The following is an 18,816-nucleotide window of genomic DNA, read 5'->3' as shown; positions in this document are numbered from 1 at the left end:
AGGACTCGCAGGGGTGTGCGTGGTAGCCGCGCCGACACTAGGACAGAATTGAGTGGTGACCGGACCGCGCGAACCCTACGACCCCGAAACTCGGCGAATCCACGACGAGCCGGAGGGGCAACAGGTGCACCCCGGTTACGACAATTACCCACCCGCGGCCCGCCCGGACAACTACCCGCCTTCGGCCCGTCCCGCTGCCCGTCGCACGCCTTTGCCGCCGCTGCATCCGATCCCGGAATCACGGGGAGACTCCGATTCCGCGTCCGGTTCGAAGGCACCGGGTGCGGACGCTCCCAAGGCTCCCCCGATGCCTCGCAAGCTCACCGTCACCCGCGTCGCAGCGATGCGCAGTCGTGAACTGACGAACAAGGGCATCGCGACCTTCCAGCGCGCAGCGAAGGCCGACGGCGCGGACAAGTCCGGCCTGACCGCTCTGACCTACGCGGTGATGACGAACAACGCGACCGACGCGGCCATCTCCGTCGCCCTCGCGAACACGCTGTTCTTCTCGGCCGCAACGGGTGAGGACAAGACCAAGGTCGCGCTCTATCTCCTGATCACGATCGCGCCGTTCGCCGTGATCGCGCCCCTCATCGGTCCGATGCTCGACCGCTTGCAGCGTGGCCGCCGAATCGCGCTCGCGTCGTCGTTCGGAGTCCGGACGCTCCTCGCGGTGATCCTGGTCTTCAACTTCGACAGCTGGATTCTGTATCCGGCCGCGCTCGGCATGATGGTGCTCAGTAAATCGTTCTCGGTACTCAAGAGCGCGGTGACTCCACGCGTGCTACCACCGGAAATAGACCTGGTGCGCGTCAATTCGCGTCTGACGGTCTTCGGGTTGATCGGTGGAACGATCGGGGCCGGCGCTGTCGCAGGTGCGCTCGCGCTCGCTTTCGGTTCCACCGGAGCATTGTGGTTCGCGGTTGCCGTCACCGTCTTCGGCGCATATCTGAGCATGCGAATCCCGTCGTGGGTCGAGGTCACCGAAGGTGAGGTTCCCGCGACCATCACTTACCACCCGGACGAGGCACATCACGCCGGCAGCGCCCCACCACAGCCGAACGCGAAACCGGCCAAGGTCCGTCAGCCTCTCGGACGGGCCGTGATCATCGGACTCTGGGGCAACGGAACCATCCGAGTGCTCACCGGCTTTCTGACGCTCTACATCGCGTTCGTCGCCAAGTCGCGTACCGATCACGAGCCACTCCAGCAAGCCATGATGCTCGGCTTGGTCGGCGCAGCCGCCGGTCTGGGTAACTTCGCCGGCAATGCCGCGGGCGCTCGCCTCAAGCTCGGCCGGCCCGCGTTGATCGTGCTTCGGTGCACGGCCTCGGTATGGATCATCGCCGTGATCGCCGCTCTGACGGACAACCTGATGACCGCCGCCCTGGCAACGCTCATCGCCTCGGCCGCCAGCGCACTCGCCAAGGTCTCGCTCGACGCGTCACTCCAGCACGACCTGCCCGAGGAATCGATCGCGTCCGGATTCGGCAGATCGGAGACGGTTCTGCAGTTGAGCTGGGTACTCGGCGGCGCATTGGGGGTTCTGCTTCCGACCGAATACTGGATCGGGTTCACTGTTGTATCGGTGTTCCTGACGATCGGTCTCCTACAGACCTTCCTGAGCTACCGAGGAAGCAGCCTCCTGCCCGGCCTCGGTGGGAAGCGACCCGATCTGGCCGAACAAGAAGTGACCGAAGTGATTTACACCGGTAAATCCAACCGAGGACAAGGAAGTACTCCGCAGTGATGATGCGCTCGAGAACAAAGAAGATCGTGGCAGCGATCAGTGTCCTGATGGTGGTGGCACTGGTTGCTTACGTCTCCGTTCTTTTCGTGATCATCAAGAACATCAACGACGACCCCGAGAAGCTGCCGGTCATCACTGCATACGCACACGGCAAGACGATCGAGACCAACCCTGCTGGGTTCTGCACCATCGATCTGTCCCAGTGCGCCCAGGTGGGCGACATCTACGCCCTCGACGTTCCCGCGGGCTATCCGCTGCAGCTGTCGTTGTCGACTGACGTCTCGGATGCGCAGTGGGCACTGCTGGCCGTCTACGAGGATGCCGACGGCAACCAGACCGGCGAGCCCCGAGTCTTCGAGCCTGGTGAGGCATTGGCCGTGACGGTCGAATCTTCGAGCGATCCCGTCAAGCAACTGGTCGGCGTCGAAATCCACCTCGCCGTCGGTGAGGGAAGCGAACAGGGACTGCTGATCTGGTCGATCAAGACCGCCTGATCCCCGGACCATGAAAATGCCCTGCACACCGATTGGTGTGCAGGGCATTTTGTCAGCAGCTGTATATGGCAGCTCGTATCGAAGCGATCAGGTGTCGAGCTCGCGAGCGACGGCCCGGACGACCTCGGAGATCCGCTGAGCGGTCTTGCGGTCCGGGTACTTGCCGTTGCGCAGATCCGGCTGGACCTTCGCCTCGAGCAACGTGATCATGTCCTCGACCATGCCGTGCAGCTGGTCAGGGGTGTGCTTACGCTCGACGGGCTCACGACGCGTCGCCGTAGCGCCGCGCAACGACGGTGCCGGCTCGAGCACCTTCAGGCTCAGCGCCTGCGGACCGCGTCGACCTGCGGCCATGCCGAACTCGACGCGCTGGCCGGCCTTCAAGCCCTCGACGCCCTCGGGGAGAGCGGAAGCTCGGACGTAGACGTCCTCGCCCTCTTCCTGCGACAGAAAGCCGAAACCCTTTTCGACGTCGTACCACTTCACCTTGCCGGTCGGCACCGCGTTCACCTGCTCATCACTCGACTGGGGCATCTGCCCCAATGTGCTCGGGAGGCTCTCGGAAGAGCCTCATGGCCTTGCTCGCATCGCTTCCGGTGGAAGAATGCAAAAGAACGCGCCCCACACTTGCTTCAGCGGGGCGCGCAGTCTGTTAACAGTCTACCTGTGACGAACCCGGCTCGGCACCCAGGTTTACAGGCACTATCCTCATAGGTGTGGACCCTCAACCGAACCCGCGCACTTCCGGCACCGGAAACGGTCTGTTCCGTACGGCGATGGCACTGTTCATCGTCGGATTCCTGGCGATCGTGGCCATCTTCGCGGTCCACATCTTCAGCGACACTCCGCCCGGCCTGGCCTTGTATCTCGTCGCACTCGCGTGCCCGATCGGCTTCCTTCTCGCCATCGTCTACACGCTGAGATCCGGTCGACGCGTGCGCTGATCTCTCCCGCCTCCAACCGAAAGGTCACTGACCATGAGAATCCTCCTGAACGTGATCTGGCTGGTGTTCGGCGGCTTCTGGCTGGCATTGGGTTACTTCGCCGCAGGCATCATCTGCTGCATCCTCATCATCACGATTCCCTTCGGAATCGCAGCGTTCCGCATCGGCATCTACGCGCTGTGGCCGTTCGGTAAGACCGTCGTCGACAAGCCGACCGCCGGTGTCGGTTCGATGATCGGCAACGTCATCTGGGTGATCATCGCCGGCATCTGGTTGGCGATCGGACACATCGTCACCGCCGTCGCGATGGCAATCACGATCATCGGAATTCCACTCGCCGTCGCGAACTTGAAGATGATTCCGATCTCGCTGATGCCACTGGGCAAGGAGATCGTCGACGTGGACCGCGTCAATTACGCATAGCCGTCGATCGCGTCAATTGCTCGTAATCGGCCTCTCAAACCGAAGAACCCGACCACGGCAGGTGCTGTGGTCGGGTTCTTCTATCAGGTCGGATCAGCGGCCGAGGCTACCGAGTCCGGGGAGGTTACCGAGCGAACCGGTACCCGTGCCCGTGCCCGGATCAACGGGGCCGACCGGGCCCTCGGAGACAACGACGGTCACGCTCGAAGCACGCGAAAGCACGCTCTTCGCAGTGATCTCGACGGTGACGCTGCCGACAGCCGTGGGGGTTCCCGAGATGGTGCCGTCCGGTGCGAGGGACAGTCCACCGGGCAGAGTGCCGTTGGTGAGTGCAAAGGTTGCGCGCGCATCGGCGGCAGTGAGCTTCTGCGAATACGCCTTACCTACCTGAGCGGCAGGCAATTCGACGGTCGCGGGCAGCGGGTACGCAGCAACTACGGTCACCTTGCCCCCGTTGGTCGTCGACGCGATGGCGCCGGTCGAGGTGTCGAGCGCAAGGTTTTTGACCTTCTCCAGTGCCGGAACCTTGGTATCGGCCAGAGCGGTGGTGGCGCGCGTCGTCATATCGACCGACCACAAGTGTCCGTTCATGACGTCCGCGACATATGCAATGCCTGCCGCAGAGTCGACGATCACGCCGTTGGGAATCGCGGTCGGAGACAGCGTGGTCTTCGACAGAACCGCGCCGCCCGGGGTGATCGCCCACAGGTTGGATGCCCGGGTGTCGGTCATGTAGATGTTGCCGGTGTTCGTGTCGACATCGACGTCGACGGGGTAGAGGTTGTCGGCACGCACGATCGACTTGAGTGCTCCGCCCTTGCGTACGTCCGCCTGCCACAGCGTGCGGCCGTAATTCTCGTCGAAGAAGTTGGTGTCCGCGATGTAGAGGAAACCGCGGACACTGTCGAAGGCGAGCTTGGTCGGCGTTGCCGACTTGTCGACCAGAATGCTCGACACGGCGTCGGCGGCGTTGGGGTCGACGACTCGGATGTTGCCGGACTTGTAGTCCGAGAAGTACGCGCGGTGTGTTGTGGGGTCGACGACGACATCGTTGATCTGCGGCCGCGAGCCGTCGGGGTTCTTCTCGCTCAGCGTGACCGTCTTTTCGACCTTGCCGGTCTTGGTGTCGACAATCGAGATCGCGCCGCCGTAGGAGGAGGACACGTATGCGCGTCCGAGGTCCGAGTCCACGGCAAGTGCCGACGGGTAACCGACGACACCGTCGATGCTGCCGACGGACTTGCCCGTGTTCGTGTCGACGACGGACAACGAACTGGTCGGTCCGCCGTACTGCGTGATGTATCCGCGGTGGGTTGCCGAGTCGACGACGATGTCGCCGGGCTGGGTTGCGGAATAGCTTCCGACAACGCCGTGTGTCGGATCCTCGGGTGAGGCGTGTGCAGCGGGAGCAGTGACGGCCAGGCCGACAGCAGCAGCGGCGACGGCGAGTGACGCGGTGACCGCGCGCCGACGGTATTGCAGTTTCATGAGGGGTGCCCTACTTCTTTGGAAGACTCTGCGAACCCTGCCCATTCAGGACAAGTCAGGCAAACCTAACCTAAGTTTCTATTCGGATGTTGAGACACAGGCCACACCACCGGCCTGGATCGACACACCTCTCAATCGCCCGGATTCCTATTTCCACATAACGTGTGACCTTGCTCACATTACGGATGGATAACGGAACGGACACAACCGGACATTCACTCAGGCACCCCCACCTACCTGGGAAGAGTCTCCTGCGCTTTGTGTGACGCGTTGTACGTCTTTCGCCACGCCGCGTTATCAAATGGTGACACGAGAGACTCGAGCCGTTACCGTCGTTTTCGGCCGGGAAACTCGGCCACCTCCGGCCCGCCGCGCCAAGCCTTGTCCCGCGGGTACCGGACTTCCGACAGAGCATTCCAGGGACGAGGACGGGGGACCCAAAGTCCTCTGTGAGAACAGAAAAGTTCTCCAGTGGACACCGGTTCGGTCGCAAGACCGGATCTTGGGGTGAAGCCAGACCCTTTCCAGCCAGGAAAGGCGAGGCCGGGCGACCTCTCAGCCCGAACCCGACAGCTGACCTCGCAGGCGCGTGTGGAGAGGATTTCGACCATCATGAGCGGACGCCATCGCAAGCCCACCACCACCGGCCGCACTGTCGCCAAGGTCGCCGTCACCGGCGCCATCATGGGCGTAGCAGGAATTGCAGCCACCGGAACCGCAAACGCTGCCCCCGACTCCGACTGGGATCGTCTCGCCCAGTGTGAGGCCGGCGGAAACTGGGCCATCAACACCGGCAACGGTTACCAGGGCGGATTGCAGTTCTCCCCCAGCACGTGGAACGCACACGGCGGCGGACAGTACGCAGCCACCGCAAACCAGGCCTCTCGCGAGCAGCAGATCGTTGTTGCCGAGCGTGTTCTCGCAAACCAGGGTTGGGGCGCATGGCCGTCCTGCTCCTCCAGCCTCGGACTGAGCAGCGGCGCCACCGAGCGTTCCGCTCCGGCCACCACGGCTCCTCAGGCAGCTCCGGCTCCGGCACAGCAGGTCGCTCAGACCGTTGCACACCCGGTTGCCGACGCCATCGATCAGGCAATCGCTTTCGCCAAGGCCAACGGCATCCCGGTCGACCCGCAGATCCTCGCAGTCGCCGACACCGCGAAGACGTTCCTCAAGTAAAACCGGCAAGACTGTCCGCTCGGACGCTCGAACTAGAGAAGGCCCGCACCGAATCGGTGCGGGCCTTCTTCGTGTCGAGTTGTTATCGGTTGATGACGGTGTGCGGGTGTACGTAAGGGAGTGACTCCACCGGAACCGGAAAGGTGGTGTCCTCGCCGAAGGGTGAAAGTCCACCTGCACGGGTCGATGACAATTCGGTCACTGCGTGATCTCCGTCTGCAGTTTCCGGCCATCCTGGATCTACATAGTGTTGCTTCGAATTGTTGGCCACGAAGTCATTTTGACAGGACGCCGTTACGCCGTACAGACCAGGTCTCTAATCTGATACCTGATGACCGAAACACGTGGCACCCCGGCGGGCAGTTCCGCAGCCGAAAGTCTGACCGATTGGCTCTCGGCGCGCAGTGACGCCGAGTTGACGGAATTGCTGCGTCTGCGCCCCGATCTGGCCGTGCCGCCGCCGAGCACGATGGTGGTTCTCAGCGGTCGGGCACAGCAACGCGCGTCGGTCAGCCGAGCCGCAGACGAACTCGACACCCTCGATTTCGGTCTTCTCGAATTGTTGGCGCTGGCCGGCGCCGAGGAAACTCCGATGACGCGGGCGGAGCTCAACAGTGCAATCGCCGAACGCGCCCTGACCGGCAAGGGCAAGGTCACCAAGAAGGCCGTCGACAAGTCGCTGTCGAAGATGCGCGAGTCCGCCCTCATCTGGGGTGTCGATCCCATCAGCGTCGTCCCGGCAGTCATCGGGATGATTCCCTGGCGTGTGGGGCGTGCCCTCGAACCTGCCGAGGCGATGTCCGAGACCGAGATCTCGGCGGCCCTCGACGCTCTGGACACCCGGGAACGGGATCTCCTCGAGACTCTCGCCAACTCCAGCCCGATCGGCCGTACCCGCGACGCTGCCCCGGGAACGCCGCCCGAGCGCCCGGTTCAGCGATTGCTGGCAGCCGGCCTGCTGCGGTGGCTCGACGAGCAGACAGTCGAACTTCCGGCGACGGTTCGTCAGGTCATCCGCGGCGAGCCGGTTTTCGATCCGACGACACTGACCGCACCGGTCATCGGGGGCGACAAACTCAAACCGGCGGACGTGAACGCCGCAGCAGCTGGCGAAGCGCTCGAGTTGGTACGCCAATGCGAGAACGTGATCGCAGTTCTGGGAGCGGCACCGGCCCCCGCCCTGCGAGCCGGTGGACTCGGCGTTCGAGAACTACGACGCGTGGCCAAGACTGCCGATCTCGACGAAGCGCGAGTGAGCCTGCTTGTCGAATTGCTCTCGGCAGCCGGACTCATCGCGAGCGGAACGCCCGACCCGGCGCCGATCTCGGACAACGCTGACGAATACTGGACGCCCACACTCGCCGTCGACGGCTGGCTGAACGCGTCCACAGCGCGACGGTGGGAGGTCCTGGCGTCCGCTTGGGTCGACGTACCGCGCGTTCCGTGGATGATCGGGCTGCGCGATTCCACCGACAAGCCGATCGCGGCACTGTCCGAGGAGGGCCGCGCACCGGCGGCTCCCCGAGATCGTCAGGCCATCCTGGGGCTGCTCGCCGAACTCGACAGCGGTCAGACTGCCTCGGCCGTCGAGGTCAGTCGGCTACTGGCGTGGCGACGTCCGCGGTGGAGCGGGCGCCTACGGACCTTCGCGATCGAGCGGACTCTGGACGAGGCCGCCGCGCTAGGACTGGTAGCCCGCGGCGCTTTGTCGTCCCCGGGTCGCGCATTGCTGCACGGCGGGGACGCCGAAGCCGAAATGCAGTCCGCGCTACCCGAGCCCATCGACTACATCCTGGTCCAGGCAGATCTGACATTGGTTGCGCCGGGTCCGCTCGTACCGGACCTGCTCGAGCAGGTGAGCCTGGTCGCGGACATCGAGTCGGCAGGATCGGCGTCCATGTACCGCATCAGCGAGGACAGTGTGCGACGTGCTCTCGACGCCGGTCTGACGGCCACCGAACTGCATGCCATGTTCGCTTCGAAATCGAAGACACCTGTCCCCCAATCGCTTTCGTATCTGATTGACGACGTTGCCCGTCGGCACGGACGACTACGCGCCGGGGTTGCAGCGTCGTTCATCCGGTGCGAGGACGCATCACTGTTGGCGGAGGTACTCGCATCGGCGGTGGCCGAGTCCCTGGCATTGCGCGCATTGGCTCCCACGGTCGCGATCTCCCAAGCCCCGCTACGCGAGGTCCTGGCCGAATTGCGCGCAGCCGGATTTGCGCCGGCCGGTGAAGACTCCTCGGGAACGCTGGTCGATCTTCGCCCACGCGGGGCTCGCGTACCGAACCGTCGCAGCCGACCGGCGTCGAGAATGCCTGCGAGCCCGTCGGCGGATCAGTTGGCGTCGTTGGTACGCACGATGCGGGCGGGCGACCGCGCTTCCGCCCCCGGCCGTGGCGGCGTTCGAACGGACGGTTCGCGCGAGAACAACGCAGCCACCATCGCCTTGCTGGCCACGGCGGCACGAGACAATTCCAGCGTCAACATCGGGTACGTCGACGCCCAGGGGGTGGCGACCCATCGCATCGTCGACCCCGTCAGCGTGGGCGGCGGACAGCTGGACGCGTTCGACCCGGCAAGTGGTGCGGTACGCCGTTTCACGTTGCACCGCATTACTTCCGTCAGCCCCGTCGACTCCGGAAAAAAGTAGCAGAAAAGAAGCAACTGGCTTTTTTCTGTAAATGAAGTATGGTCGAGGTCAGTTTGTGATTGCCACTTCGAAAAATGAGGAGCGACAATGGCTGACAAGGCACCGGGTAAAAACATGAAGAAACCCGCTCAGTCGATCAAGGAACGCCGCGCGGAAAAGCGGGCGAAAACTGCGGAGTCTTCGGAGTTCATTCGTAAGAGAAAGCGGAGCTGACAGCACAGTCCAGAGAAAGACGAGCTGACTGCGAAGCTGACCAATGCCGGCCCCCACCGACACCCTCGTGCACCTGCACGAAACATTCAACCTGTTCAAGTCACGTAGTCGAGGAACTGACGCACGCTCGCGCGGCTACGCAGCGGGCATGACCCTCGCTTCACTCTGCGTCCTCGACGAACACGCTCGGCAGTCCGGAATACTACTTTCGGATTCTCCGCAGAAAGAGAATTAACCATCGTGAAAAGAACAATCCACACCCTGGACCGCATTCAAACGAGACTCGAATCGGAGCTTGATTCCACTCCGGGCGATTCCGAAAAGAATATCGGTTATCGATCCGGAATTTCCGAGGCTATTACTCATGTAATGGAAATGCGAAAGTCTGTCGTCGCGCAAAAATAAGGAACTCATCCCAATAACTGCCGCACGCCACCGATCAGAAAGACGACCTGATCCTCGTAGAAGTCGGCAAGTCGCTCCGGCGCGAGCGGCTTGCCACTTCCGCTCCAATCGTCAGCCCGGCTCAATGCTTGGAGGAAGCCCATCAAGGCGATCGCCCAGCGAGTCTCGAGCCTTTCCGGATCGGTAGCGGGAAATGTACGACGGACCTGGTCGAGAAGGTGATCGCGAAGGTGCAGCTCGGTCGCCTCGAGGGCGGGATGCCCTGGTCGTGACATCTGCGGCTGCGAGATCTGCGTGACGATCCTGATCCATCGCATTCCCCGCGTGCGGTGGCGAAGGAGTAACGCCTCGTAGGGCGCGGTGACAGCCCGTACCAGTGCCTCGACCGTCGGCGGCGTCTGTTCGGCGGCAAGGGCGTCCACGTTCGCGCTGATCTGATCTCGCACCGACGTTCCCATGTCCAGCAGCACCGCGGCGACCAGATCGTCCTTGGTGCCGAAATGGTAGTGGACAGACGACGGACCGAGACCGGCTGCTGCGTTGACCGAGCGCAACGAGACTGCATCCAATCCCTCTGTCGCGAAAAGCCGCTCGGCAGTTTTGAGCAAGCGCATGCGCGTCGCGTCGCCTTGTCGGTTCTGCCTGGAGTCGGTCATACGAACGAGCTTCGCACGGGCTCGCCGAAGTTCTCCGAAGCGCTGACCCTGGAGTCAGAGTGATTCACGGTGTGCCCGCACCCTGTTGTCGCGATCGACCCAGCCGCGGGCGCGTGCGTAGTCCACCATCGCGGAGAACTTCTGCCTCCACTGCGCGTTTCCGACCTGGGCCGCGACGCTTTGTTCCAGGTGAGCAATGTCGAGCCAGACGTGATCGTCCTCGAGTTCCCCCCACGGTTCCAATACCCGACGCAGAGTCTCGGACTGATCGTCGCCGCCCACGACGACCGAGAGACTGGTGAAGTCGTCGACCCCGTTCAGTTCGACGGTCGAGGAGGTGGGGGTGATGGTGACGTCCAAATGCATGACCTCTTCAACGCTCCTTCTCGAAATGCCTGAATCAGTTGATCGACTTGAAACAACATTAGACGACGTGACTAAACCAGATAGCGTTGAGCTACAAGTGATTACAAACCTCCCACTGTGCGGGAGATTCAACTTATTGGATCAGGTGATCCATGTTAGACATCTCCACCAGAGCGAGTGAGCCAAATCACTTCCCTGTCGACAGGAGATGTCATCGTGTGGTCCGCATCGTCCATCCGCTTCGGAGCCTTCCTTGCCCCGTACCATCCGCTCGACGCAGATCCCGCCTTGCAACTCAGACGCGATATCGATCTCATGGTGCACCTGGATCACCTCGGCTTCGAGGAAGCCTGGATGGGTGAGCATCATTCGACCGGCGCCGAAATCGTGCCCGCGCCGGACATATTCATCGCCGCCGCAGCAGAGCGGACCGAGCGCATCCAGTTCGGTACGGGCGTGACGTCCCTGCCCTATCACCACCCGCTGATCACGGCCGACCGCATCACTCAACTCGATCTGCAGACCCGCGGGCGAGTCATCTTCGGCACCGGCCCGGGCAAGATCCCCCTCGACGCACACATGATGGGTATCAACCCGTCGGACCAGCGCCGCCGCCAGGGCGAAGCACTCGAGGCCATCCTTGCGTTGCTCCGAGGCGAGGTCGTCAACATGGAAACCGACTGGTTCACGTTGCGTGATGCTCGTGCACAGCTGCCCACGTACCGCGCGGATGGCATCGAGACCGTGACAGCGTCGACGATTTCGCCCAACGGTTCGGTACTCGCAGGCAAGAACGGCCTCTCCTTGCTCTCGTTGGCGGCGAGTTCACCCAGCGGATTCGACGCACTGGATCGCAACTGGGATGTGTACGAGAAGGTCTCGGCCGAGCACGGCCACCACGCCGACCGAGCGACGTGGCGTGTGGTCACTCCGACGTTCATCGCAGAGACCCGAGCCGAGGCCGAGCGCGCCGTGAGCCGACGGATCGGATCGATGGCCTCCTACGTGAATCGGCAGACCGGCCAGACCCCGGCCTGGGCAGATACGCCGGCAGGGATCATCGACCAGTGGCGTAACGACACTCTCGGCGAGTTCGGTCAGGCGATCATCGGTACCCCCGAGGACGCGATCGCACAGATCGAGCGCCTGATCGAGAAGACGGGAGGGTTCGGCACGTTCCTGATCCTTCACGTCGACATGGCGAGCTGGGAGGACACCAAACGCAGCTACGAATTGTTCGCCTCCGAGGTGGTCCCGCACTTCCGGAAGCGGAACGTCGGGCGTCAGGCGAGCATGCAGTTCGCCGAGGACAATCGCGAGTACCTGATCGGCGGGCTTGTCGGAGCGCTCACCAAAGCCCACACCGACTACTACGGCCGGTCCGCCGAGACGGGAGCGGTACGCGCATGAGGGCTGTCCGATTCCAGAACGGTGAATTCGCAGTAGCGGTGGTAGCCGACCCGCCGCCGTTGGCACCCCATCAGATCCGCATCGACGTCGTCGCCTGCGGGATCTGTGGCAGTGATCTGAGCATGTCGAAAGACCCGTGCCGGTTCGTCGAGGTCGCACACGACGGGGGCTACCCGCTCGCCACCTTCGACCCCGACCGCCCCGTAGTCCTGGGACACGAGTACGCGGGTATCGTCTCCGAAACCGGCTCTGCAGTAGACGATTTCGCGATCGGCGACAGGGTGGCGGGCATCGGCCTGGCCACCGACACTGCCACCGGGATCCCGACGATCATCGGCTACTCGAACGAATACCACGGCGCGTTCGGCGACCACATCGTCGTCGACGCGTTCTGGGTCCGCAAAGTTCCCGATCACCTGTCACTCGAGCACGCCACACTTGCCGAACCTCTCCACGTCGGCGAGATGCACCTTCAACAGTCCGGCCTCACCTCGGCCGATTCGGCGCTCGTCATCGGTTGCGGGACGATCGGACTTGGTGCCGTCGTCGCGGCGAAGGCGAGAGGAGCACAGATCGTCATCGCGTCCGAGCCCTCCCCCAAACGACGCGAGCTCGCTGAGAAGATGGGCGCGGACATCGTCGTCGATCCGGCCGAGCAGGATCCGATCGAACTGTGGAATCAGATGGTCGCCGAGGGCAACCCACTCGTCGGTCAGGCCGCAAACGGCATCCTGATCGCCTACGAATGCAGCGGCCGGGCGGGGGTTATCGGGGAACTGATGCGCACCTTGCCGTTCAACTCGCGGATACAGGTGCTGGCTGCGCCGTTCGGCGACGAGACGATCATTCCCGTCGTCGGGCAGTTCCGGAGGATCTCGATCAACTTCGGTCACGGCCCCTACGAGAATGCCTACGACATCACCCTGCAGAGACTCGCCGATGGAGAGATCGACGCCGAAGCGATCATCACCGGCCGGGTCGGTCTCGATGGTGTCTCGGACGCTTTCGCAGCTCTGCGCGCACCCGACGAACACGTGAAGATCCTCGTGCTACCCGGCTCCGGTCTCCCGGAATAGCAGTCGGTCCTGCCCTGTTGACGTAGGGGTGCCCACACTCGGGCACCCCTGCTTCGGGCTGTGCGAGCGTCGCCTGTTGGCGTATGCGCTCTGATACCAGGACAATGGCAGGGTTGGCGTCAGCCGACAACGCGGCGCAACGCTCTGTGGCTGCCGCGTTTGTTTCACTAGGAGGATTCCGTGACCGACGGACCGTTGATCGTCCAATCCGACAAGACGCTGCTGTTGGAGGTCGACCACGAGCGTGCCGGCGAGGCCAGGCAGGCAATCGCCCCCTTCGCGGAACTCGAACGGGCCCCGGAGCACGTCCACACGTATCGCATCACTCCCCTGGCATTGTGGAATGCCCGCGCTGCCGGGCACGACGCCGAACAGGTTGTCGACGCACTGGTGTCGTTCTCGCGGTTCGCCGTGCCACAGCCACTCCTGGTCGACATCGTCGACACGATGGCCAGGTATGGACGCTTGCAGTTGGTCAAGAGCCCGGTGCACGGCCTCATCCTGGTCAGCCTCGACCGCGCAGTGCTCACCGAGGTGATGCGGCACAAGAAGATCTCGCCGATGCTCGGTGAGAAAGTCGACGACGACACCGTGATCGTGCATCCGAGTGAGCGCGGCCGCCTCAAGCAGATGCTGCTCAAGGTCGGCTGGCCGGCCGAGGATCTCGCCGGCTACGTGGACGGCGAAGCGCACCCGATCGATCTCGCTTTCGAAGAGGGCCACTGGGAACTCCGCGACTACCAGCAGATGGCAGCGGATTCGTTCTGGGCCGGCGGCTCGGGCGTCGTCGTGCTGCCATGTGGCGCCGGTAAGACGATGGTGGGCGCCGCAGCGATGGCAAAGGCCAAGGCCACCACACTCATTCTGGTGACCAACACCGTTGCCGGTCGCCAGTGGAAGCGTGAGCTCATTGCCCGCACGTCGTTGACCGAGGAAGAAATCGGCGAATACTCCGGCGAGCGCAAGGAGATTCGGCCGGTCACGATCGCCACGTACCAGGTGATCACGCGTCGTACGAAGGGTGAGTACAAGCACCTCGAACTTTTCGATTCCCGCGACTGGGGACTGGTGATCTACGACGAGGTACACCTGCTCCCCGCGCCGGTCTTCCGGATGACGGCAGACCTGCAGTCACGCCGCCGCCTCGGTCTGACCGCGACGTTGGTTCGTGAGGACGGCCGCGAAGGCGACGTCTTCTCGCTCATCGGCCCCAAGCGCTACGACGCTCCGTGGAAGGACATCGAAGCGCAGGGCTGGATCGCACCGGCCGACTGCGTCGAGGTGCGCGTGACGATGACGGACGCCGAACGCATGTCCTACGCCGTCGCCGAACCGGAGGAGCGCTACAAACTGTGCTCGACGGCGCACACCAAAATTGCTGTCGTGAAGTCGATTCTGGCCAAGCACCCGGATTCCCCGACGTTGGTGATCGGCGCGTATCTCGATCAGCTCGACGAACTCGGCGAAGCCCTGAACGCCCCGGTGATCAAGGGATCCACCAAGAACAAGGAACGTGAGATCCTGTTCGATCAGTTCCGGAACGGTGAGATCCAGACGCTGGTCGTGAGCAAGGTCGCGAACTTCTCGATCGACCTTCCGGAGGCGTCTGTCGCCGTGCAGGTTTCGGGAACCTTCGGATCGAGACAGGAAGAAGCTCAGCGACTCGGGCGCCTCCTGCGACCCAAGCACGACGGCGGTCAGGCGCACTTCTATTCGGTGGTCTCCCGCGACACTCTCGATGCGGAGTATGCGGCACATCGTCAGCGATTCCTCGCCGAACAGGGCTACGCCTACCGGATCACCGACGCCGACGACCTGCTCGGACCTGCAATCGGCTGAGCATTTCTGCAACACGTTCCAGAAATAAATGGACATACGTCCAGTTATCTGTAGAGTGTGCCCTGTCACAGTCGTGTCCATCGGCCGGGGGTCACCAGCACCATGCGCTCAGTTCCACGTCTACGGGGTCGGCTCGCCGGAACCATCTCGCTGCTGACTGCCGCCGTCGTCGTCGCCACGACCGGCGTCAGTGCGGCGGCACCGAGCCCATCTCCTACCGCGCAGAACTCGGTGTACGCACTTGCGAACGGCTGCTACGCGCTTCGCACGGAGTCCGGAGACTTCGTGCGTCGGGGCGGACCGGCGTACCTCACCGACGCCACGAAAGCCGCCGACGCCGAGCCTTTCCGCCTGCATGCGGCCCAGTTGGGTCGTTTCATGCTGTACGGCCCGGACGGGTCGATGCTCTCGCACGACGGAGCAGACTCCGTTCTCGCCACCTCCGAAGCAACTCCAGCCACCGACTGGACCGTGATGTCCACCGGCGAGTCCTTCGTTCTGACCGCAACCTCGAACGGCCGTCAACTGATCTCGCGAGATTCGACGCTCACGATGTCCGATCCCGGTGACGTTCCCGAATCTGCGTTCACTCTCGTCCCCCGCGATGGCTGTGCCGATTTCCCCGAAGCCGAAGTGGGTGCAAACGGTATTCCCGGAGAAATCGGGCCGAACGGTGAAGTCACGGGATTCATCGACACACACGTGCACATGAATGCTTCCGAGTTCATGGGTGGAAACCTGCACTGCGGCAGACCTTTCGACCCCCAAGGTGTCACAGCTGCACTCGTCGACTGCCCGGACCACCAACCCGACGGAATACCGGCACTCCTCGAAAATGTTCTGTCGTACGGAAATCCCTTCGAAACTCACGACACCACGGGCTGGCCGAGCTTCGCCGACTGGCCGGCTCACGATTCGCTGACGCACGAGCAGACTTACTACAAGTGGGTCGAGCGGGCCTGGCGCGGCGGACTGCGAATCTTCACCAATCTCTTTGTCGCCAACCGTGTCCTGTGCGAGCTGTATCCGAGCAAGCGAAATCCCTGCGACGAGATGGAGACCGTCCGGATCCAGGCGCAGCAGACACGCGAACTCCAGGACTACATCGACGCCCAGTACGGCGGACCCGGCCGCGGATGGTTCCGCATCGTGAGCTCCCCGGAACAAGCCAGGAAGGTGGCTGCCGACGGAAAGCTGGCCGTCACCCTCGGGGTGGAGGTATCCGAACCCTTCGGTTGCTCTGTGCGTAACGGGATTCCGCAGTGCACCGAGGACGACATCGACCGCGGTCTGGACGAGTTGTACGACCTGGGTGTCCGGCAGATGATCGTCACGCACAAGTTCGACAACGCTCTCGGCGGTGCTCGTTTCGACGGCGGAATTACCGGCGTGGCCGTCAATATCGGCAACTACCTCGGCACCGGGGAGTTCTGGCAGTCGGAACCCTGCACCGGAGTTGCCGAGGACAACGTGCTGCCCACCAAGGTCGACGGCGCGCAGAATCTTCTCGCCGTACTCCCGCCCGGAGTGACGCTTCCGGTGTACCCCTCTGGTCCGCAATGCAATTCGCACGGCCTGACCGACCTGGGTGCTTACACGATCCAAGGTTTGATGGACCGAGGAATGATCGTCGACATCGACCACATGAGCGTCAAGACCGCCGAAGCAGCCCTCGACATTCTCGAAGCTGCGAACTACTCCGGTGTCGTCTCGAGTCACAGTTGGAGCGACCCGAGCCTGTACAAGCGGATCTACGCGCTCGGCGGATTTGTCGCCCTGTACGCCGGGCAACTGGACGCATCGGACGAAAAGCCCGAAGAGCGCGGATTCATCGACCAGTGGCGCGACGCGCGGGCAATGCGAAGCGAGAACTACTACTTCGGTTTCGGCTACGGCGCCGACACCAACGGCTTCGGTCCCCAAGCCGCACCGCGCGGTGACGCCGCCGAAAACCCGCTGCAATATCCGTACACCGCCTTCGACGGCACGGTCATGGACCAGCAGCGCGCCGGCACCCGGGTTTTCGACGTGAACACCGACGGCGTGGCGCAGTACGGGATGATTCCCGACTGGATCGCGGACATGCGTATCGCCGCAGGAGTCGACGGCGACACCATCGTCGAAGACATGAGCCGCGGCGCCGAGGCTTACCTGCAGATGTGGGAGCGCGCGCGAAACTAGCTACGCTGGTGGACGGTCCCCGGGCGATCGGGGGCCGGTCCTAGATCGTCCGGCACCACCCGAAGGATTTTTCGTGGCTGACTTCCAGTTCACTGTCGACAAGGCTCACGCCAAGTCGGTCAACGACACACTGGCCGACGTACGCCGCTTGCAGATTTCTGCGGTGATCTTCGCGATCGTCCTCGCCGCGGTCGGCGCCTGGCTGATCAGCATGGGCGAGGTGTGGTCCATCATCATCGGCGCAGTCCTGGTCATCGGTGCGGTCAGTTCCCTGTGGGTGGCCGTGTGGGCACCTCGCAAGGTGGGGAGCGTCGAATCTCTGTATGCGGACAACCCGCTGGTCCCGGCGATCGTCACCGAGGTCCACCCGCGTGCGGCGACGCTGACCGCACTGATCGACATCGCGAAGCCCGCCGCTGGGGCACCGAAGTACGCACTCGTCAGCCGCAATGTACGACTCAATCCGAAGTGGCGAGTCGGCGACCGCATTCCGTCGGTTGCACTGCGTTCGGATCGTTCCACCCGAAGCAAGGCTGACACCTGGCAGATGGTCAGCCCCATGCCGATCGAATGGGGAACCAAGGACTCGGCGGTGCTGGCACGCGCTGTCGCGGCTGTCAGTGCGAGCGAGTGGAACTTCCTGCAGAGCCGGATCCCCGATTCCGAAGAAGTTCGCACCCACCCCGATCGCCGGGTCCTGATCAACCCGGCCGATCTTCCTGACTCCCTGCGATAGCCGTACCGCTACGCGAGCGCGGGCAGTACTTCCTTCTCGAACATCTCGATCCCCGAGGTGTCGTACGCGGCCTCGGGGAAGTAGAAAATTCCGTACTCGAGGCCCTGCGCTTTGAGCGCCGACAGGTTCTCGATGATCTGCTCCGGTGTACCCACCGCCGGCATTCCGCGGAAGGCGTCGAGCGACGCATCCGCAGCAGCTTCGCCGACCAACGGCGTCAGCCGGGATTTCAGCGTCTCCAACCGCTGAGCCACCTCGGCTTCCGTCGCTCCGATGGCCACGTTGTAGTTGGCCGAACGGACGATCGCGTCGAAGTCGGTACCGACGGTGTCGCAGTGCTTCTTCAGGATCTCCGACTTGTGTGCGAAGCCGTCCGGGGTGCCGTCGAAGTTGGTGTACTGCGCGTACTTCGCCGCGATCTTGAGTGTGACCTTCTCGCCGCCGCCGGCAACCCAGATGGGAATTCCGCCCTCTTGCAACGGAAGTGGACGACACAGCGCTCCGTCGACCTGGTAGTACTTACCGTCGAGCGTCGCACTTCCCTTCGACCACGCCTGCTGCATGATCTGGATTCCTTCGTCGAGTCGACCCAGACGCTCACCGGCAGAGGGGAATCCGTAGCCGTACGCGCGCCACTCCTGCTCGTACCAACCGCCGCCGATTCCCATTTCGACGCGTCCACCGGTGATCAGGTCGGTGGTCGCGGCGACCTTGGCGAGGTACGCCGGGTTGCGGTAGCTCATGGCGGTACACATCTGGCCGAGCCGGATACGCGACGTCGACGCACCGAGCGCGGCCATCAACGTCCACGCCTCGTGAGTCGCTTCTTCCGTCGGCTGGGGAACGGTGTGGAAGTGGTCGTAGACCCACACCGATTCCCACGGTCCTGCCTCCGCGCGGAGCGTGAAGTCTCGCATCACCTCCCACTGCTTCGCGGGGTCGATGCCGACCAGGTCCAGACGCCAGCCTTGAGGTACGAACAGTCCGAATCGCATGCAGCGAG

Annotated in this window: 18 protein-coding genes and 1 riboswitch; of the genes, 12 read left to right on the top strand and 6 right to left on the bottom strand. The window is 63.3% G+C overall.

Going from position 1 to position 18,816, the window contains the following annotated elements; translation table 11 throughout:
* Nucleotides 1–55 precede the first annotated feature (55 nt).
* Nucleotides 56–1,750 carry an MFS transporter gene (locus ACFQ6H_RS05980; protein ID WP_378446236.1) on the top strand — a complete coding sequence of 565 codons (1,695 nt, stop codon included), beginning with the start codon at nucleotides 56–58 and terminating at the stop codon, nucleotides 1,748–1,750.
* A 26-nt stretch (nucleotides 1,751–1,776) separates the two neighbouring features.
* Nucleotides 1,777–2,244: a DUF2771 domain-containing protein gene (locus ACFQ6H_RS05975; RefSeq protein WP_225989529.1), complete on the top strand. Its 468-nt coding sequence runs from the start codon at nucleotides 1,777–1,779 to the stop codon at nucleotides 2,242–2,244.
* Nucleotides 2,245–2,331: 87 nt separating this feature from the next.
* On the opposite strand, the gene ACFQ6H_RS05970 is transcribed toward ACFQ6H_RS05975, so the two are convergent.
* A complete protein-coding gene (locus tag ACFQ6H_RS05970; RefSeq protein ID WP_007733502.1) occupies nucleotides 2,332–2,745 on the bottom strand; it encodes a cold-shock protein in 414 nt (137 codons plus the stop codon).
* A gap of 215 nt (nucleotides 2,746–2,960) precedes the next feature.
* On the opposite strand from ACFQ6H_RS05970, the gene ACFQ6H_RS05965 reads away from it, so the two are divergent.
* Nucleotides 2,961–3,188 carry a hypothetical protein gene (locus tag ACFQ6H_RS05965; RefSeq protein WP_003940194.1) on the top strand — a complete coding sequence of 76 codons (228 nt, stop codon included), beginning with the start codon at nucleotides 2,961–2,963 and terminating at the stop codon, nucleotides 3,186–3,188.
* A gap of 33 nt (nucleotides 3,189–3,221) precedes the next feature.
* Nucleotides 3,222–3,611 (top strand): YccF domain-containing protein, encoded by a 390-nt coding sequence (locus ACFQ6H_RS05960; RefSeq protein WP_003939919.1) that lies wholly within the window; start codon nucleotides 3,222–3,224, stop codon nucleotides 3,609–3,611.
* A gap of 93 nt (nucleotides 3,612–3,704) precedes the next feature.
* On the opposite strand, the gene ACFQ6H_RS05955 is transcribed toward ACFQ6H_RS05960, so the two are convergent.
* Entirely contained in the window at nucleotides 3,705–5,099 is a 1,395-nt protein-coding gene (locus ACFQ6H_RS05955) for a YncE family protein (protein ID WP_378644677.1), read from the bottom strand.
* A gap of 383 nt (nucleotides 5,100–5,482) precedes the next feature.
* A riboswitch (cyclic di-AMP (ydaO/yuaA leader) is annotated at nucleotides 5,483–5,703 on the top strand.
* An 8-nt stretch (nucleotides 5,704–5,711) separates the two neighbouring features.
* Here ACFQ6H_RS05955 and ACFQ6H_RS05950 point away from each other — a divergent pair.
* The gene (locus ACFQ6H_RS05950; protein ID WP_378446234.1) at nucleotides 5,712–6,275 is read left to right on the top strand and encodes a transglycosylase family protein; all 564 of its coding nucleotides are present in this window, start codon (nucleotides 5,712–5,714) and stop codon (nucleotides 6,273–6,275) included.
* 82 nt (nucleotides 6,276–6,357) lie between these two features.
* Here ACFQ6H_RS05950 and ACFQ6H_RS05945 read toward each other — a convergent pair whose 3' ends face one another.
* Nucleotides 6,358–6,546: a hypothetical protein gene (locus ACFQ6H_RS05945; RefSeq protein WP_019744939.1), complete on the bottom strand. Its 189-nt coding sequence runs from the start codon at nucleotides 6,544–6,546 to the stop codon at nucleotides 6,358–6,360.
* A gap of 60 nt (nucleotides 6,547–6,606) precedes the next feature.
* Between ACFQ6H_RS05945 and ACFQ6H_RS05940 the strand changes: the two genes are divergently transcribed.
* Together ACFQ6H_RS05940 and ACFQ6H_RS05935 are read left to right on the top strand one after the other, a co-directional pair.
* Nucleotides 6,607–8,931 carry a helicase-associated domain-containing protein gene (locus ACFQ6H_RS05940; protein WP_378644675.1) on the top strand — a complete coding sequence of 775 codons (2,325 nt, stop codon included), beginning with the start codon at nucleotides 6,607–6,609 and terminating at the stop codon, nucleotides 8,929–8,931.
* 87 nt (nucleotides 8,932–9,018) lie between these two features.
* Complete coding sequence (locus ACFQ6H_RS05935) at nucleotides 9,019–9,144, top strand: hypothetical protein (RefSeq protein WP_007733507.1); 126 nt, start codon at nucleotides 9,019–9,021, stop codon at nucleotides 9,142–9,144.
* A gap of 410 nt (nucleotides 9,145–9,554) precedes the next feature.
* Here ACFQ6H_RS05935 and ACFQ6H_RS05930 read toward each other — a convergent pair whose 3' ends face one another.
* Both ACFQ6H_RS05930 and ACFQ6H_RS05925 read right to left on the bottom strand, forming a co-directional pair.
* The gene (locus ACFQ6H_RS05930) at nucleotides 9,555–10,205 is read right to left on the bottom strand and encodes a TetR/AcrR family transcriptional regulator (protein ID WP_378446232.1); all 651 of its coding nucleotides are present in this window, start codon (nucleotides 10,203–10,205) and stop codon (nucleotides 9,555–9,557) included.
* A 54-nt stretch (nucleotides 10,206–10,259) separates the two neighbouring features.
* A complete protein-coding gene (locus tag ACFQ6H_RS05925; RefSeq protein ID WP_378644673.1) occupies nucleotides 10,260–10,571 on the bottom strand; it encodes a hypothetical protein in 312 nt (103 codons plus the stop codon).
* 216 nt (nucleotides 10,572–10,787) lie between these two features.
* On the opposite strand from ACFQ6H_RS05925, the gene ACFQ6H_RS05920 reads away from it, so the two are divergent.
* From ACFQ6H_RS05920 to ACFQ6H_RS05900, 5 genes are all read left to right on the top strand, one after another.
* Nucleotides 10,788–11,981, top strand: a complete 1,194-nt coding sequence (locus ACFQ6H_RS05920; protein ID WP_378644671.1) for an LLM class flavin-dependent oxidoreductase — start codon at nucleotides 10,788–10,790, stop codon at nucleotides 11,979–11,981.
* A complete protein-coding gene (locus tag ACFQ6H_RS05915) occupies nucleotides 11,978–13,057 on the top strand; it encodes an alcohol dehydrogenase catalytic domain-containing protein (RefSeq protein WP_378644669.1) in 1,080 nt (359 codons plus the stop codon). The genes ACFQ6H_RS05920 and ACFQ6H_RS05915 overlap by 4 nt, the downstream gene beginning before the upstream one ends.
* Before the next feature lie 180 nt (nucleotides 13,058–13,237).
* A complete protein-coding gene (locus ACFQ6H_RS05910) occupies nucleotides 13,238–14,896 on the top strand; it encodes a DNA repair helicase XPB (RefSeq protein WP_138872200.1) in 1,659 nt (552 codons plus the stop codon).
* Between the two features lie 102 nt (nucleotides 14,897–14,998).
* Entirely contained in the window at nucleotides 14,999–17,077 is a 2,079-nt protein-coding gene (locus ACFQ6H_RS05905; protein ID WP_378644667.1) for a peptidase, read from the top strand.
* A 73-nt stretch (nucleotides 17,078–17,150) separates the two neighbouring features.
* The gene (locus ACFQ6H_RS05900) at nucleotides 17,151–17,813 is read left to right on the top strand and encodes a DUF3239 domain-containing protein (protein ID WP_378532255.1); all 663 of its coding nucleotides are present in this window, start codon (nucleotides 17,151–17,153) and stop codon (nucleotides 17,811–17,813) included.
* Nucleotides 17,814–17,821: 8 nt separating this feature from the next.
* Here ACFQ6H_RS05900 and ACFQ6H_RS05895 read toward each other — a convergent pair whose 3' ends face one another.
* On the bottom strand, nucleotides 17,822–18,808 hold the full coding sequence (locus ACFQ6H_RS05895) for an LLM class F420-dependent oxidoreductase (RefSeq protein ID WP_378446226.1): 987 nt from the start codon (nucleotides 18,806–18,808) through the stop codon (nucleotides 17,822–17,824).
* Between the last annotated feature and the right edge of the window lie 8 nt (nucleotides 18,809–18,816).

Origin of the sequence: Rhodococcus sp. NPDC056506, from assembly GCF_042794945.1 — a bacterium.
Taxonomy (GTDB): domain Bacteria; phylum Actinomycetota; class Actinomycetes; order Mycobacteriales; family Mycobacteriaceae; genus Rhodococcus_F.
This window is presented reverse-complemented; position numbering and strand designations above follow the sequence as displayed.

What these genes read in the sequence shown, in the direction of transcription:
- ACFQ6H_RS05960 (WP_003939919.1), top strand. Translation starts at nt 3,222, where the DNA reads ATGAGAATCCTCCTGAACGTGATCTGGCTGGTGTTCGGCGGCTTCTGG.
- ACFQ6H_RS05955 (WP_378644677.1), bottom strand. Translation starts at nt 5,099, where the DNA reads ATGAAACTGCAATACCGTCGGCGCGCGGTCACCGCGTCACTCGCCGTC.
- ACFQ6H_RS05950 (WP_378446234.1), top strand. Translation starts at nt 5,712, where the DNA reads ATGAGCGGACGCCATCGCAAGCCCACCACCACCGGCCGCACTGTCGCC.
- ACFQ6H_RS05940 (WP_378644675.1), top strand. Translation starts at nt 6,607, where the DNA reads ATGACCGAAACACGTGGCACCCCGGCGGGCAGTTCCGCAGCCGAAAGT.
- ACFQ6H_RS05935 (WP_007733507.1), top strand. Translation starts at nt 9,019, where the DNA reads ATGGCTGACAAGGCACCGGGTAAAAACATGAAGAAACCCGCTCAGTCG.
- ACFQ6H_RS05930 (WP_378446232.1), bottom strand. Translation starts at nt 10,205, where the DNA reads ATGACCGACTCCAGGCAGAACCGACAAGGCGACGCGACGCGCATGCGC.
- ACFQ6H_RS05925 (WP_378644673.1), bottom strand. Translation starts at nt 10,571, where the DNA reads ATGCATTTGGACGTCACCATCACCCCCACCTCCTCGACCGTCGAACTG.
- ACFQ6H_RS05915 (WP_378644669.1), top strand. Translation starts at nt 11,978, where the DNA reads ATGAGGGCTGTCCGATTCCAGAACGGTGAATTCGCAGTAGCGGTGGTA.
- ACFQ6H_RS05905 (WP_378644667.1), top strand. Translation starts at nt 14,999, where the DNA reads ATGCGCTCAGTTCCACGTCTACGGGGTCGGCTCGCCGGAACCATCTCG.
- ACFQ6H_RS05895 (WP_378446226.1), bottom strand. Translation starts at nt 18,808, where the DNA reads ATGCGATTCGGACTGTTCGTACCTCAAGGCTGGCGTCTGGACCTGGTC.